Raw genomic sequence first — 13,966 nt, 5'->3', positions numbered from 1 at the left:
CCGGGTCGATCGTCGTCGCCCTATGCGGTGGGTTAGGTCGAGGCAGCCATAGGCATCAGCCTCACTACCGGCCTGTACGATGTCCGCGGCCGTTCTTCGCCGCCATCATTGCGGGAGCGGAGCTGCCCTTCGGCCGGGAGAGCGAGACGTGAGCCTTTCGAGCGCGAAACCAACGAGTGTTGCAGAGCTATGCGCGCAGCAGCCCGCGACCGGCCGTGCCGGGCTGCCCGCGCCGGCGGAGGAGATGCGGCGGGTGTTGGGCGCCGCTCCGCTGCGCTACGCATCCGAGCGGTCCGGCGGCGCCTTCGCGCTGTGGCAGCACGGCCCCCTGCACGCCGTCGTGGCGCCGATGGCCGACGACGTGGTGATGGCCTATCGCGGTCCGGTTCGACGGCTGGAGCGCCGCTCGAACGGCGCGGTGGCGATCGGCAGCGGGCGTGCCGGCGTGGTCACGATCATTCCGGCGGAGTCCAGCGCGCGCTGGGATATCGCCGGCTCGATCGAGGTCGTGCAATTGTATCTGCCGCGCAGCAGACTACGTCGGATCGCCGATGAGACGGGAACGGGCGGCGGCAACCTGGTCGAACGCACCGGCTTTCCCGATGCCATCGCGTCACGGCTGCTGATCAGCGCTGCCGAGGTGATCGAGCACAACGCAGCGCTCGACGCGCTGTTCAGGCAGCAACTCGCCGACCTGCTGGCGATGCGGCTGCTGGTCGCCCATGGCACGGCCTCAGCGCAGGTCAGGCCGGTGCGGGGCGGCCTGGCGCCGCACGTGCTGCGGCGTGCGATCGAGCGACTGCGATCGGACGATGACGCCGATCTTTGTCTCGGCGCGCTCGCCGCCGAAGCCGGCATGTCGCGCTTTCACTTCTGCCGTGCCTTCAAGGAGAGCACCGGACTGTCACCGATGGCGTGGTTGCGACAGCGGCGACTCGAGCAGGCGATGGACATGCTGCGCGACGGCGAGGCGGTCGTCTCCGTTTCGGCCGCGCTCGGTTACGCATCGCAGACCGCGTTCGCCGCCGCTTTCAAAAGGCTGACCGGCGTGTCGCCGAGCGAATGGCGCCGCAACGCGCGCTGATAGCAACCGCGCTGTAGCCGTCGCAATCGCGCTGGCGCAAGCGGCATCGAGTTTCGCTACGTCCTCATTCCATGCAGCGACTGACACGGAGACGATCGATGTCCAACACCACATTGCGCCGGCTCGCGGCTTTCTCGCAGCGCAGGCTTCTCGCCACCACGCTGATCTATGCCGCGTCGCTGACGATCCGCTCGACGTCCGGAGCAGGAGAAGATGCCAGATCGCGGCATCCGATCACCCTCATCGAGCAGACGCTGACAGAGAATCTCACCAGTGGCGAGGCGTGGACCATCTCAAGAAGCGCAACGGCTCTGAGCTGCTGCCGGGACTGTGAGGGCAAACCGCTCCTCCTGGGTGCGACCGGTTCGGATATTCACTCCGACTTACAAGGACGACTGCCATGACTTCATCCAGCACATTCGCCGTGACGACCTCCGAGCTGCCGTCCGGACGGGTCATCATCGTCACCGGCGGCGGCTCCGGAATTGGCCGCGCCGCCGCGCTCGGCTTCGCGGAGCAGGGGGCGCAGGTGCTGATCACCGGCCGCCGCGCCGAGCCGCTCGACGACACCGCGGCGGCGCATCCCAACATCACGCCGCTGGTCGCCGATGCAGCCGGGGCGGACGATGCGCGGCGAACCATCTCCACCGCGGTCGAGCGATGGGGCAGGATCGACGCGTTGATCAACAATGCCGGCGCTGGCGCGATCCTGCCGCTCGCCGAGGTCACCGCCGATCGCATCCGCCAGATCTTCGCCGTCAACGTCGTCGGCCCAAGCCTGCTCGCCGCGGCGGCTTTGCCGCATCTCGCCGCCAGCCGCGGCGTCATCGTCAACGTGTCGAGCACCTTCGGCCATAAGCCGGGCGCCGGCCTGTCGCACTACGCGGCAAGCAAGGCGGCGCTCGAGCATCTGACGCGCTGCTGGGCGCTCGAATTTGCGCCTTCCGGCATCCGGGTCAACGCAGTGGCGGCCGGGCCGACCGAGACCGACGCGCTCACCGGGATGATGGGATTGTCCGAGGCGCAGGCGGCGGCCGTGAAGGCCGAGGAGCGCGCGCAGATCCCGCTCGGCCGCCGCGGCGTTCCGGAAGACGTCGCCGCATGGATCGTACAACTGGCGGATCCGTCAGCGACGTGGGTGACCGGGCAGGTACTCGCCGTCGATGGCGGGCTCGGATTGGTGTGAGCGGCGAGCGCCGCGCCAGGCGCGGCGCTCCAGTCGTCCACAATCAACCGCAGCCGTGCCGATCAAGCGAGACCGTCAAGACGGATGCGGCATCGGTCGGAAGCGCTGTGATCCTCACTCCGACCGACCTCTCAAGTCTTTGCTGCCGGTGGGACACGGAAGCTGATGCCCATCCGGTTGAACGCATTCATGGCGGCGATGGCGATCGTCAGATCGACGAGATCCCTGGGGCCGAAAGCCGCCAGGGCTGCGGTGTACGCGCCGTCCGACGCGTGCGTCTCGCTGACGCGCGTCACTTCCTCGGCCCATGCAAGGGCGGCGCGCTCCTGATCGGAGAACAAGTGTGCAGCTTCGTCCCACACCGGGACCATCATGACCTTGTCGATCGACATGCCGCTCTTCATCAAATCACGTGCGTGGAGGTCGATGCAGTGGGCACAGCCGTTGACCTGTGACACGCGCAGGAAGACGAGGTGAATGAGCTGCGGCGATAGATTGGTGGCGGTGGTGACGTAATGATGGATGCCGCCGAGAGCCTTTGCTCCCTGAGGGGCTGCTTCGAGCCAGTTGATGCGATTCATGACGTTTTTCCTGCATCGATGTTGCGGTTGGATCAAAGCGGTGACCCCGGGCGGACTGAGCTCTGACCGTGCTGATCATTGGTCCAGATCTCCAGCTCTGGCCACCTAGACCGCGGGATAGCGTGGTGGTGGCTGCGCTGACCGCAATCCCGCAGGGATCGCAGCAATCACTCTGGCGCAGCCGCGAGCCGCGCTCGTTACGTTGCCGGGGTGATAGCAAACAACTACAGGAGCCGAACATGAATCAGATCGTCCGTACACCACCGTCTGCGACCACGCAGAAGCTGAGCATCACGCCGATCATCCGCGCAGGATCGAACGAAGCCGTGCCGTCGCGCTACGCGCTGCGGATCGGTACCATCGACGTAATGGTCATCAGCGACGGCGTGCTGCCGTTGCCGACCGCGATGCTGGCCCACAACGCCGACCCGGCCGCGCGCGCGGCCTGGCTTCAGCAGCAATTTCTGCCGCAGGACGCGTTCGATTGGCCGCTCAATGCGGTGGTGGTGCGCAGTGGCCGGCAGACGATCCTGATCGACGCCGGACTCGGCCTCGCTCCGGATCTGCACCTGCCGCGCGCCGGGCAACTGCTGCAGCGGCTTGCGGCGGCTGACATCGATCTGTCGGCGGTGACCGACGTCGTGCTGACCCATATGCATATGGATCACGTCGGCGGCTTGCTGATCGATGGCGTCAAGGAGCGGTTGCGGGCCGATCTGCGGATCCACGTTGCGGAGGCCGAGGTCGCATTCTGGGCGTCGCCGGATTTCTCCCGGACCAAGATGCCGGACGGCTTCCCCGACGCGCTCCGGGCAACGGCGAAGAATTTTCTCGCTGCCTATCAGCAACACCTCCGCACGTTCGCCGACGAGGCGGAGATTGCGCCTGGCGTCGTGGCTCGTCGCACGGGCGGCCATACGCCGGGGCATGCCGTGGTGCAGCTGTCGTCGGGTGGTGAACGGCTGACCTTCGCGGGCGATGCGGTGTTCCCGGTTAGCTTCGAACGGCCGGACTGGCACAATGGCTTCGAACACGATCCGGATGAAGCCACCCGCGTCCGCATCAGGCTGCTGCGCGAGGTCGCCGCGACCGGCGAGCCGCTGGTCGCCACGCATCTGCCGTTCCCGTCGATCGGCCGCGTCGCGATCGACGGCGATGCGTTTCGGTGGGTGCCGGCGTTCTGGGACTACTGACCGCTGTCGGGGCGCAAGCCGTGCCGCGGCTGCGCCCCCTCGGCCGAAGCGCTTGGCTGCGCTCAAGTATTCATGAGCGCTCAGCGTGAGCAAAGCTGGCGAGCGATTATTTCGTTTGCGGCGTGGTCCGGTCTTCGGCCTTGAAGTATTTGCGTGCGTGGGCGACGATTTGCGGGTCGGTCGGGTGATCGGCGGTTTCGACGGCGGCGATCTTCGCCTTCAAGGCGGGATTGTGCTCCACGATGAAGGTCTCGAATACGTGCTTGGTCTGGCCGGGGCCGACGATCAGCACCACGCCGGCGTCGGCGATCGCCTCCATCGCGGCGCGGAGGAAATGCTGATCCTCCGGCTCGTGACCGGAGCCGATGCTGCGGTGATGATGGATGTGCCGATTGGCATTGTCGGCATGCACCACCAGCTTATCCGCCTCGTGCGGATTGAAGTGAAATACCCGGGCCTCCCGGTGGTCGATCCAGATCACGGCGTGGAAATGCGGGCTGGTCATGACGTCTCTCCGGCTTGGCGGCGCCTTCGCTGCGATGGCGAAGGGCGCGAAGACGAACATTAGGTCGGACGCAGCGGGTGTCGCTTGATCGGCCGCAATTTTCCGGACGAGCGTCAGCCGCGATGCCGCACCGGCCGCCCCTCGATCGGATAGGCCGGGTCGTTGTAGCCTGGGGTCGAGGGATGACCGGTAACCACCAGGCCGTTGATCAGTGCTTCGTCCTCGGCGGTGAAGCTTACCTCGAGGGCGCGGACGTAGTCGTCCCATTGGTCCTCGGTGCGGGGGCCGGCGATCACTGAGGTCACCAGCGCGTTGTTCAGCACCCAGGCGACCGCGAACTGTCCGGCCGTGATGCCTTTGGCGTCGGCATGCGCGCGGATCTGCTGCGCCAGTAGCAGCGACTCCGGCCGCCATTCGGTCTGCAGCATTCGCTTGTCGGCGCGGCCGGCACGGCTGTCCTTGTCGGGCGCGGCGTCAGGGGCATATTTCCCGGTGAGCACGCCGCGTGCCAGCGGCGAATAGGGAACGATCCCGAGTCCGTAGAAGCCGCACGCCGGGATCTGCTCGACCTCGGGCATGCGGTTCATTGCATTGTAATAGGGCTGGCTGACGATCGGCCGATCGATGCCGAGCCGGTCGCAGATGTTGCAGATTTCGGCGACACGCCAGGCGCGATAATTCGAGACGCCGAAATAGCGAATCTTGCCGGCGCGGACCAGATCGCCGATCGCCCGCACGGTTTCATCGAGCGGCGTGGCGTGGTCTTCCTTGTGCAGATAATAGACGTCGATCCAGTCGGTCCCGAGCCGCTTCAGGCTGGCATCGGCGGCCTGCATCACCCAGCGGCGCGACAGCCCGCCCTCGTTCGGGCCGTCGCCCATCGGGTTGGCGAGCTTGGTCGCCAGCACCCAGTGATCGCGCCGCGCGGCGATTGCGCGCCCGACAACCTGCTCGGAGCCGCCGTTCCCATAGGCGTCGGCGGTGTCGATGAAATTGATCCCGGCGTCGCGCGCTTTGTCGATAATGCGCGCCGAGGTCGGCTCGTCGGTCGCGCCGCCGAACATCATGGTGCCGAGGCACAGAGGTGACACCTTCAGGCCACTGCGGCCGAGCGAGCGGTAGTCCATGGGGTGTTCCTTCGGGATCGTTCTCAATGTGGCAACGCAGGTGGCGGCCGCCGCAATTCAAATCATAGTCGCCCGCGTCCGTCATTGCGAGGAGCGTAGCGACGAAGCAATCCAGTTCCGTGCACGGGAGCTGGATTGCTTCGCTTCGCTCGCAATGACGGGGCGAGGCATTGATACCGATCGACGCCGTCGAAGTCAGTACCCCTACTTCTTCACCAGCGGACAAGCCGGGTCGGGTGGGCCGAAGGCGTCGTCGCCGGAGATCTTGGTCAGGATCTTGTAGTAGTCCCACGGGTATTTCGATTCCTCCGGGCTTTTCACCTGCACCAGCATCAGGTCGTGCACCATCAGGCCGTCCTCGCGCAGCTTGCCGTTGCGGGCGAAGAAATCCTCGATCGGCTTCTCGCGCATCTTGGCGGCGACCTTCAGCGGCTCGTCGGTGCCGGCGTCCTTGATGCCCTGCAGATAGTGCGTCACCGCCGAATACACGCCGGCCTGCCACATCGTCGGCATGCGATTCATCTTGGCGAAATAGCGCTTCGACCATTCGCGGGTCTTGTCGTCCATGTCCCAATAGAACGAGGTGGTCAGGAGCAGTCCCTGCGCGGCGGGCAGGCCGAGAGAGTGGATGTCGGTGATCAGCGCCAGCAGCGCCGCCATCTGCTGGCCGCCCTTGAAGATGCCGAATTCGGCGCCGGTCTTGATCTCGTTGATGTTGTTCGGCGGGCCGCCGGCGATGCCGATGATCTTGGCCTTGGAGGCCTGGGCCTGCAGCACGAACGAGGACAGATCCGCCGTCGCGAACGGCGGCCGCACCGAACCCAGCACCTTGCCGCCGGTCTTGGTGACGACCGCGGCGGCGTCCCTCTCCAGCGACTGGCCGAACGCGTAGTCGTCGGTGATGAAGAACCAGCTGTCGCCGCCGCGCTTGACGACTTCCTGCGCGGTGCCGACCGCCAGCGCGCGGGTGTCGAACACCCATTGCATCGCATAGGGCGAGCAGAACTTGCCGTGGAAATCGGCTGCCCCGGTCGACTGCGTGATGAACATCCGCTTCTTCTCGTTGGCGATGTTCTGCACGGCGAGACCGACGGCCGAGACCGGCACGTCGACGATCAGGTCGACCTGTTCGACATCGTACCAGCGCCGTGCCAGCGACGCGCCGATGTCGGGCTTGAGCTGATGATCGCCGGCGATGACGCTGATCGGCTTGCCGAGCACGCTGCCGCCGAAATCCTCCACCGCCATCTGCGCGGCGGTGACGGAGCCCTGTCCGGTCGGCGTCGAGGCCGGACCGTTCATGTCGGTCAGCACGCCGATCTTGACGAGGTCGTCGGAAACCTGTGCCGCGGCGACGCTCGGCGACAGCAGCGCGGCCGTCATCATCGCCGCCGCCAATGGTCGGACGAACATGCTGGTTCTCCCTTGTTCCGGCTCTGCGGCCGTGTTGTGATCGCGAACTTACACGATTTGAGTGTCGCCGCAATTTACCGGCGCAGCGCAAGCATTCAGGGGCTGATGTTCGCAATTCTGGGGTTGGGCTTTCTGCTGGGGATGCAGCATGCGCTCGAGGTCGATCACATCGCCGCGGTCTCGACGATCGCAGCGCGTGGCAGCGGTGTCCGCGACATCGTCAAACACGGGCTGACGTGGGGGCTTGGTCACACGCTGACGCTGTTCCTGTTCGCCGGCGTTGCGATCGTGCTGGGCGAGGCGATCCCGGATCACATTGCCGGGCCGCTGGAAGGCGCGGTCGGCGTGATGCTGGTCGGGCTCGGCGCCCACCTGCTGTGGCGGCTGTGGCGGGACCGCGTGCACGTCCACGTCCATCAGCACGGCGACGGCACGCAGCACATTCATCTCCACAGCCATGCGCATCAGCAGGAACGTCACGACGCGCCTGCCGCGCATCGCCACGAGCACGGCTTTCGCTGGCGCACGCTGCTCGTCGGGCTGATGCATGGCATGGCCGGCTCCGCGGCGCTGCTGGTGCTGGCGGTGACGCAGGCGCCCACGCCGGCGCAGGGGCTGCTCTATGTGGCGCTGTTCGGTATCGGTTCGATGGTCGGCATGGGCGCGTTGTCGGCGGCCATTGCGGTGCCACTGGTGATCTCGGCGCGCGGACTGACTGCGGTTAATCGCGGGTTGCAGATCGCGGTCGGCGTGCTGACCATCGTGATCGGACTGCACACCATCCAGGAGACGCTGCTGGCGTAAGCAGCCGGCGCGACCTCAAAAACCCGGATCGCGCGCCAGCCTGGCGAGCTCGCAACCTTCGCAATAGCGCGCGTCCTTGTAGTCGATCCAGTTGTGCGCGTAGACCCGCTCGGCCGGAATGGCGTAGCGGACCTGCAGCACGCGCACCAGTACGCGCCAAGCGTCGATCTGGGCTTGCGTTGGCGGCGCCGTGACGTCCGGATAGTTGCCGGCGAACTCGATGCCGATCGAATTGGCGCGGGTCACCTGCCGATAGGTCGGCTTGTTGTCGATGTATTTGTTGTCGTTGCGATTGGCGCCGTCGCCATGGGTGGTGATCACCGTTTCAGGCACCGCCCAGTACACCGTGCCGTCGGTCTCGACCCAAATCGTGACGCCCCGCCGCATGGGAGTCTTCGCCTGCTCGCGCGCGCCATTGCGGGCCGACCCGGCCGGTCCTTCGGTCTGGTGCACCAGGATGTTGCGCCACGGCGCCTTGCGATAGTCCCCCCACGGCGCCAGCCACACGATCCGAAGACCCGGGATGTCGGGCGTGCCGGCGCTGCGGGCCAGCGCGATCGCTTCGGGCGCGAGCGGTTCGGCGAGCGCGACCCGCGGCAGCCAGGCGGCTGCGATCAGCAGCGCCAATCCGAACGGCCGATGCATCAGCGGACCTTACGTGGTGCAGGATCAGGCGATCTTGCGCAGCGGCGCCAGCGACGGTGCGGTCTCCGAAGCCGGCTCGTGGACCGCATAGCAATCCTTGCCGAGTTTCTTGGCGTTGTACAGCGCGGCGTCCGCGGCCGCGATCAGCCGCTCCGGATGCAGCCCGATCTGCGGGGTCCATTGCGCGACCCCGATCGAGGCGGCGATCGCAATCCGGCTTTCGGGGTCCTGCTGCGCCAGCGCACGGCTTTCCTCGATGATGAAGCGGGCCAGCATCGCGCCCTCGCGCAGCGTCGTCGCCGGCATCACCACGCAGAACTCGTCGCCGCCGGTACGGGCCAGCAGATCGGTGGGCCGCAGCCGCGACTGCGCCGCGCGGGCGAACCGCCGCAGGCAGTCGTCGCCGGCCGCATGGCCATGGCCGTCATTGATCGCCTTAAAGCCATCGAGGTCGATGGCCAGCACGGCGAACGGCTCGCCGGAGCGCAGCGACACCTCGCACTGCGCCTGCATCCGCTGCAGCAGATGCCGACGGTTGGCGATGCCGGTGAGGTCGTCGACCAGCGCGAGGCTCTCGACTTCCGAACGCAGTCGATCGATCGCCATCAGCAACAGCCCGAAATTGAGCGCCATCGACAGGAACACCAGGATCAGCACCAGGGCGGCCTGAAAGTCGTTGAAGTTCACCACCGACAATTCGCCGCCGACGCCGAGCATCGCGGCACCGGACCTGACCGCGTAGGTGATCAGCATCAGGATCGCCACGGTCGCAGCCATCCGGGCGCCGGGATTGTGCCGGGCAGCGTGGGCCAGCATCAGCGGCAGCGCCATGGCGATCGGGATGCCCTGCGTGATCGAATAGATCGTAATCCGCGCCGCCATCGAATCGACGGCGAGCAGGAAGAATGTCAGTCCGACCATGCACCACAAGGTGAGGCCGATTGGCAGCTTCCAGCTCAAACGCCGGCCGTAGAACTCGTAGATGCCCATGCCGATCAGGCCCGCAGCCAGCACGATCGCGCCGCCGCCGGTGATCAATGGAATCGTGTTGTCGACCACGCCGCGCAGCATGCCGATGCCCGCGCCGATCGAGAGGATGAAGCAGCCGGCCGTCCAGTAGCGCGCCGGCGTGAAGCTCGGATAGCTCCGCATCACATGGGTCCACACCAGACCCAGCGCGAAGAAATTGATCAGAAACACAACCCAGAGGGTCGGGACGCTCAACATTGTCGCAGCAAAGCGTGCGCCTTGTCCCAATCTGTGAATCTTTTGTGGCTCATCGCCGGTTCCCGAGTTGCGGACAAGTTGCACGGGCAGCGCTTAACGGAGTCTGTGAGGAACCCTAAAAACTGCAGGGTGGTTTTAATTAAGTGAACGACTGACGGCAGCGAGGTCGCTCTAACCCCGCGTTAACCACGGCCGCCCGCCGGCGCCACGGAGCGGCGCGGGGCCACGGGCCAGCCGCGGCCCGAGCCGGCGCGGCGCATTTCTCTGCCAACTCGCTTCAAATGCCGGCGGCGCTCGGGTAGGGTCCGCCGCGACCGACGACCGGCGCCAGGCGCCCCAACCCCCGACATCGATGAAGATCACGCAAGCTTTCAGGTTCGAAGCCGCTCACCAATTGCCCCATGTGCCGGAGACACACCGCTGCCGGCGAATGCATGGGCATTCCTACCGGGTGGAGCTGCAGCTCTCCGGCCCGGTCAATCCGACCACCGGCTTCGTGCTCGACTTTTTCGAGATCGAGGCGGCGTTCGGGCCGCTGCTGGCGCGGCTCGACCATTATTGCCTGAACGACGTCGAAGGGCTGGAAAACCCGACCGCCGAAAACATCGCGATCTGGATCTGGGACCGCACCAAGCCGACGCTGGCGGCGCTGTCCAACGTTCGCGTTTACGAAACGCCGGACTGCTGGGCCGATTACGGCGGCGAAGCCTGAGGCGCGCCGCATACGCCGACGTCATCGCCGGCGCAGGCGGGCGACCGAGATAGCTACCGGGTCGCGGCGGCGCGGCCGCGGTCTTCTTCGGTTTCCTGCTCCCAGCGCAGAATGGTCGCGTAGAGGTTCTGGAATTTCTGCGCCGTCTCGCCGTCGAACATCGGATCCTTGCGGGCTTCGATCCGCGAGTCGATCTTCGCCCAATCCTCGGCAGTCAGCGTCTCAAGCGCGGCGGGGAACAGCAGCTGCTCTTCCTTGGCCATATGCCGGCGCTGATGCTCGAGGAAGTCCGTCGCTGCGGCGTGGAAGGCCTGGCGCGGCAATTCCTGATCCGCCAGCACGTCATTGACCACCTGGGCGAAGCGGCCGAGGCGCTCGCCTTCCAGCACGTGCTCGGCCTCGATATCGCCGACCGCACCGGCGACGGCCGGATTGCGCTCCTTGAGGATCTGATAGACTACGTCCTCTTTCGGATGATGGCAGAGTTCCGGATACTCCTTGAAGTACTGGATCACGGCCTGGAAGATCTCGTAGTCGGGCCGTTCGCGCCGGTCGAACACGTCGAGTTCGCGCTCGATCACGCCGAGCAGCCTCGCTATGTTGCGGTGCTCTTCGTGAAGTATCTCAATCATTCGTGACATGGCCGACCTCGACTGCTCGCTGACCGGAAAGACCGCGGCTGCGGCATAATTCCACCGCGAAGATAGTGAGCGGCGTGTACCGATCCTTGCGTTAGATCAATCGAGTGCCGGCGGCTATCAGTCGCAACAACGCTGCACGACGGAAGACGATCACTTCAGATCGATCGCGCGAAGCCGCAGCGCATTGCCGATCACGCTGACTGACGACAGCGACATCGCCGCCGCGGCGATGATGGGAGACAGCAGAAGCCCGAAGCTTGGATACAGCACGCCGGCCGCGATTGGGATGCCGGCCGAATTATAGATGAAGGCGAAGAACAGATTCTGTCTGATATTGCGCATCGTGGCGCGCGACAGTTTGCGGGCGCGGACGATGCCGCCGAGATCGCCCTTCAGCAGCGTGATGCCGGCGCTCTCCATCGCGACGTCGGTGCCGGTGCCCATGGCGATGCCGACATCCGCTGCGGCAAGCGCGGGCGCATCGTTGACGCCGTCTCCGGCCATCGCGACGACACGGCCCTGCTGACGCAGTTTGCTGACAACGGCGCTCTTCTGATCGGGCAGCACCTCGGCTTCGACATCGGCAATGCCGAGCCGGCGCGCCACGGCTTGGGCGGTGGTGCGATTGTCGCCAGTCAGCATGATCACCTTCAGGCCTTCCGCGGCCAGCGCCTGCAATGCGCCCGGCGTTGACGCCTTCACCGGATCGGCGATCGCGATCAGGCCGGCGAGCTTGCCGTCGATGCCGACGCTGACGACGGTGGCGCCGTCGGCGCGCATCTGTTCGGTCTTGTCGTGCAGCGCGGATGTGTCGACGCCGAGCGAGCCGAGATAGCTCGCGGTGCCGATCGCGACCGCGCGGCCTTCGACCTTGCCGGCCGCGCCCTTGCCGGTCGGCGCATCGAATTCGTCGACCTTGGCGGGCTCGAGCTTGCGTTCGGTGGCGGCAGCCACGATGGCGTGGGCGAGCGGATGCTCGCTGGCGCGCTCGACGCTGGCGGCGAGCCGCAGCAGCTCGGCTTCGTCGAAGCCGCCGGACGTGACGATGGCCGTGACCTTCGGCTTGCCTTCGGTGAGCGTGCCGGTCTTGTCGATCACCAGCGTGTCGATCTTCTCCATCCGTTCCAGCGCCTCGGCGTTGCGGATCAGTACGCCGGCCTGCGCGCCGCGGCCGACGCCGACCATGATCGACATCGGCGTGGCGAGACCAAGCGCGCACGGGCAGGCGATGATCAGCACGCTGACGGCGGCGACCAGCGCGTAGGTCAGCCGCGGCTCCGGACCGAACGTCGCCCAGGCGGCGAAAGCGGCGATCGCGGCGACCAGCACTGCGGGCACGAACCAGCCCGCGACCAGATCGGCGACGCCCTGGATCGGCGCGCGCGAGCGCTGCGCCTGTGCGACCATCTGCACGATCCGCGACAGCATGGTGTCGCGGCCGACCTGGTCGGCACGCATCACGAAGCCGCCGGACTGATTGATGGTGCCGGCCACCACTTTGCCGCCGGCCTCGCGCGTCACCGGCATCGACTCGCCGGTGACCATCGACTCGTCGAGCGTGGAGCGGCCTTCGATGATCTCGCCGTCGACCGGCACCTTCTCGCCGGGGCGGACGCGCAGCTTGTCGCCGACTGCGAGGCTGTCGATCTCGACCTCATGCTCGCTGCCGTCGGCCTCGAGTTTTCGCGCGGTCTTGGGCGCGAGGCCAAGCAGGGCCTTGATGGCGCCGGACGTCGCCTCGCGGGCGCGCAGTTCGAGCACTTGGCCGAGCAGCACCAGCACGGTGATCACCGCCGCAGCCTCGAAGTACACCGGAACGGTACCACCATGGCCGCGGAACGCGGGCGGAAACAGCTGCGGCGCGAGCGTCGCGACGACGCTGTAGACGTAAGCAACGCCGGTGCCCATCGCGACCAGCGTGAACATGTTGAGGTTACGCGTCACTATGGATTGCCAGCCGCGCACGAAGAATGGCCAGCCGGCCCACAGCACGACCGGCGTCGCGGTGGCGAGCTGGATCCAGTTCGACAGGACCGGGTCGATCAGTCCGTGGCCGCCGACCAGATGGCTGCCCATTTCGAGCACGAATGCCGGCAGCGTCAGCACGAGCCCGATCCAGAACCGGCGCGTCATGTCGACCAGTTCGGGATTGGGGCCGCTGTCGAGCGACACCAGCTCGGGCTCGAGCGCCATGCCGCAGATCGGGCAGGTGCCGGGGCCGATCTGGCGGATCTGCGGGTCCATCGGGCAGGTGTAGATCGTGCCTTCCGGCATCACCGGCTCGGGCCTGGCCTTGGATGTGTCGAGATACGCTTCGGGATCTGCGGCGAACTTGCCGCGGCAGCTTGCGGCGCAGAAGTAATAGGCCTGGCCCTGGTAGTCGAAGCGATGCTTCGCCGTCGCCGGATCGACCGTCATGCCGCACACCGGGTCGATGACATTGCCGGCGGCCGGGGTTGCATCGTGGTGGTGATCGGCGTGGCCGTGACCATGATCGTGGCCGCCGCAGCAGGGCGCAGGTGCGGCGAAGTCGGTCAGTTGATGCAGCTTCGCTGCAGGCTTGGGCGGCAACGTCATTGGCTGCGCGGCCTTGGCGAGCACGCCGGCCGGATCCGCTGCGAATTTGCTGCGGCAGCCCGCGCAGCAGAAATAATAGGTCGTGCCGTCAAATTCATAGCGATGCGCGGTGGCGGCGGGATCAACGGTCATGCCGCACACCGGGTCGATCGCCTTTGTCGCAACGGAAGCCGCGGCATCAGCCCCGTTGCCGCAGCAGGAGCCCTGCTTAGGCGCCGCCGCCTCAGACTTCGCCGAACCGCAACATCCGGCCGCCGTCGCCGCGGTGGTG

The 13,966-nt window shown here is 66.4% G+C and carries 14 protein-coding genes; 6 read left to right on the top strand and 8 right to left on the bottom strand.

Going from position 1 to position 13,966, the window contains the following annotated elements; translation table 11 throughout:
• Window positions 1-148: 148 nt before the first annotated feature.
• From D4Q52_RS09950 to D4Q52_RS09940, 3 genes are all read left to right on the top strand, one after another.
• A complete protein-coding gene (locus tag D4Q52_RS09950) occupies window positions 149-1,084 on the top strand; it encodes a helix-turn-helix transcriptional regulator (RefSeq protein ID WP_234831136.1) in 936 nt (311 codons plus the stop codon).
• 98 nt (window positions 1,085-1,182) lie between these two features.
• Window positions 1,183-1,488, top strand: a complete 306-nt coding sequence (locus tag D4Q52_RS09945; RefSeq protein WP_147407779.1) for a hypothetical protein — start codon at window positions 1,183-1,185, stop codon at window positions 1,486-1,488.
• Window positions 1,485-2,270: an SDR family NAD(P)-dependent oxidoreductase gene (locus tag D4Q52_RS09940; RefSeq protein WP_119856390.1), complete on the top strand. Its 786-nt coding sequence runs from the start codon at window positions 1,485-1,487 to the stop codon at window positions 2,268-2,270. Before D4Q52_RS09945 ends, D4Q52_RS09940 begins: the two co-directional genes overlap by 4 nt.
• Window positions 2,271-2,401: 131 nt before the next feature.
• Here the strand turns inward: D4Q52_RS09940 and D4Q52_RS09935 are convergent, their stop codons facing one another.
• Entirely contained in the window at window positions 2,402-2,851 is a 450-nt protein-coding gene (locus tag D4Q52_RS09935) for a carboxymuconolactone decarboxylase family protein (protein ID WP_119856389.1), read from the bottom strand.
• 368 nt (window positions 2,852-3,219) lie between these two features.
• Here D4Q52_RS09935 and D4Q52_RS09930 point away from each other — a divergent pair, with 368 nt between their 5' ends.
• Entirely contained in the window at window positions 3,220-4,044 is an 825-nt protein-coding gene (locus tag D4Q52_RS09930; protein ID WP_234831139.1) for an MBL fold metallo-hydrolase, read from the top strand.
• A gap of 106 nt (window positions 4,045-4,150) precedes the next feature.
• Here D4Q52_RS09930 and D4Q52_RS09925 read toward each other — a convergent pair whose 3' ends face one another.
• The 3 genes from D4Q52_RS09925 to D4Q52_RS09915 all read right to left on the bottom strand — a co-directional run bounded on the left by D4Q52_RS09925 (window position 4,151) and on the right by D4Q52_RS09915 (window position 7,089).
• On the bottom strand, window positions 4,151-4,549 hold the full coding sequence (locus D4Q52_RS09925; protein ID WP_119856438.1) for a translational machinery protein: 399 nt from the start codon (window positions 4,547-4,549) through the stop codon (window positions 4,151-4,153).
• A 113-nt stretch (window positions 4,550-4,662) separates the two neighbouring features.
• Complete coding sequence (locus D4Q52_RS09920; RefSeq protein WP_119856387.1) at window positions 4,663-5,676, bottom strand: aldo/keto reductase; 1,014 nt, start codon at window positions 5,674-5,676, stop codon at window positions 4,663-4,665.
• 204 nt (window positions 5,677-5,880) lie between these two features.
• Window positions 5,881-7,089, bottom strand: coding sequence for an ABC transporter substrate-binding protein (locus tag D4Q52_RS09915; RefSeq protein ID WP_119856386.1), 1,209 nt, complete (start codon window positions 7,087-7,089; stop codon window positions 5,881-5,883).
• A gap of 105 nt (window positions 7,090-7,194) precedes the next feature.
• On the opposite strand from D4Q52_RS09915, the gene D4Q52_RS09910 reads away from it, so the two are divergent.
• On the top strand, window positions 7,195-7,893 hold the full coding sequence (locus tag D4Q52_RS09910) for an urease accessory protein (protein ID WP_119856385.1): 699 nt from the start codon (window positions 7,195-7,197) through the stop codon (window positions 7,891-7,893).
• Window positions 7,894-7,908: 15 nt separating this feature from the next.
• On the opposite strand, the gene D4Q52_RS09905 is transcribed toward D4Q52_RS09910, so the two are convergent.
• Both D4Q52_RS09905 and D4Q52_RS09900 read right to left on the bottom strand, forming a co-directional pair.
• Window positions 7,909-8,538: a peptidoglycan recognition protein family protein gene (locus tag D4Q52_RS09905; protein WP_119856384.1), complete on the bottom strand. Its 630-nt coding sequence runs from the start codon at window positions 8,536-8,538 to the stop codon at window positions 7,909-7,911.
• A gap of 24 nt (window positions 8,539-8,562) precedes the next feature.
• Window positions 8,563-9,765 carry a GGDEF domain-containing protein gene (locus D4Q52_RS09900; RefSeq protein ID WP_119856383.1) on the bottom strand — a complete coding sequence of 401 codons (1,203 nt, stop codon included), beginning with the start codon at window positions 9,763-9,765 and terminating at the stop codon, window positions 8,563-8,565.
• Window positions 9,766-10,117: 352 nt separating this feature from the next.
• Between D4Q52_RS09900 and queD the strand changes: the two genes are divergently transcribed.
• Window positions 10,118-10,477: a 6-carboxytetrahydropterin synthase QueD gene (gene queD / locus D4Q52_RS09895; protein WP_119856382.1), complete on the top strand. Its 360-nt coding sequence runs from the start codon at window positions 10,118-10,120 to the stop codon at window positions 10,475-10,477.
• 53 nt (window positions 10,478-10,530) lie between these two features.
• Here queD and D4Q52_RS09890 read toward each other — a convergent pair whose 3' ends face one another.
• Window positions 10,531-11,118 carry a hemerythrin domain-containing protein gene (locus D4Q52_RS09890; protein WP_119856381.1) on the bottom strand — a complete coding sequence of 196 codons (588 nt, stop codon included), beginning with the start codon at window positions 11,116-11,118 and terminating at the stop codon, window positions 10,531-10,533.
• A gap of 150 nt (window positions 11,119-11,268) precedes the next feature.
• Window positions 11,269-13,827, bottom strand: a complete 2,559-nt coding sequence (locus D4Q52_RS09885; protein ID WP_234831135.1) for a heavy metal translocating P-type ATPase — start codon at window positions 13,825-13,827, stop codon at window positions 11,269-11,271.
• Between the last annotated feature and the right edge of the window lie 139 nt (window positions 13,828-13,966).

This window comes from Rhodopseudomonas palustris, assembly GCF_003591005.1.
Classification (GTDB): domain Bacteria; phylum Pseudomonadota; class Alphaproteobacteria; order Rhizobiales; family Xanthobacteraceae; genus Rhodopseudomonas; species Rhodopseudomonas palustris_K.
Note: the sequence above shows the minus strand (reverse complement) of the source record. Positions and strands in the feature narration are given on the sequence as shown.

Excerpts from the sequence above, each read along its gene's own strand:
- D4Q52_RS09935 (WP_119856389.1), bottom strand. The coding sequence starts at position 2,851 with ATGAATCGCATCAACTGGCTCGAAGCAGCCCCTCAGGGAGCAAAGGCT.
- D4Q52_RS09890 (WP_119856381.1), bottom strand. The coding sequence starts at position 11,118 with ATGTCACGAATGATTGAGATACTTCACGAAGAGCACCGCAACATAGCG.
- D4Q52_RS09915 (WP_119856386.1), bottom strand. The coding sequence starts at position 7,089 with ATGTTCGTCCGACCATTGGCGGCGGCGATGATGACGGCCGCGCTGCTG.
- D4Q52_RS09900 (WP_119856383.1), bottom strand. The coding sequence starts at position 9,765 with ATGTTGAGCGTCCCGACCCTCTGGGTTGTGTTTCTGATCAATTTCTTC.
- D4Q52_RS09945 (WP_147407779.1), top strand. The coding sequence starts at position 1,183 with ATGTCCAACACCACATTGCGCCGGCTCGCGGCTTTCTCGCAGCGCAGG.
- D4Q52_RS09940 (WP_119856390.1), top strand. The coding sequence starts at position 1,485 with ATGACTTCATCCAGCACATTCGCCGTGACGACCTCCGAGCTGCCGTCC.
- queD (WP_119856382.1), top strand. The coding sequence starts at position 10,118 with ATGAAGATCACGCAAGCTTTCAGGTTCGAAGCCGCTCACCAATTGCCC.
- D4Q52_RS09925 (WP_119856438.1), bottom strand. The coding sequence starts at position 4,549 with ATGACCAGCCCGCATTTCCACGCCGTGATCTGGATCGACCACCGGGAG.
- D4Q52_RS09905 (WP_119856384.1), bottom strand. The coding sequence starts at position 8,538 with ATGCATCGGCCGTTCGGATTGGCGCTGCTGATCGCAGCCGCCTGGCTG.
- D4Q52_RS09910 (WP_119856385.1), top strand. The coding sequence starts at position 7,195 with ATGTTCGCAATTCTGGGGTTGGGCTTTCTGCTGGGGATGCAGCATGCG.
- D4Q52_RS09930 (WP_234831139.1), top strand. The coding sequence starts at position 3,220 with ATGGTCATCAGCGACGGCGTGCTGCCGTTGCCGACCGCGATGCTGGCC.
- D4Q52_RS09885 (WP_234831135.1), bottom strand. The coding sequence starts at position 13,827 with ATGACCGTTGATCCCGCCGCCACCGCGCATCGCTATGAATTTGACGGC.
- D4Q52_RS09920 (WP_119856387.1), bottom strand. The coding sequence starts at position 5,676 with ATGGACTACCGCTCGCTCGGCCGCAGTGGCCTGAAGGTGTCACCTCTG.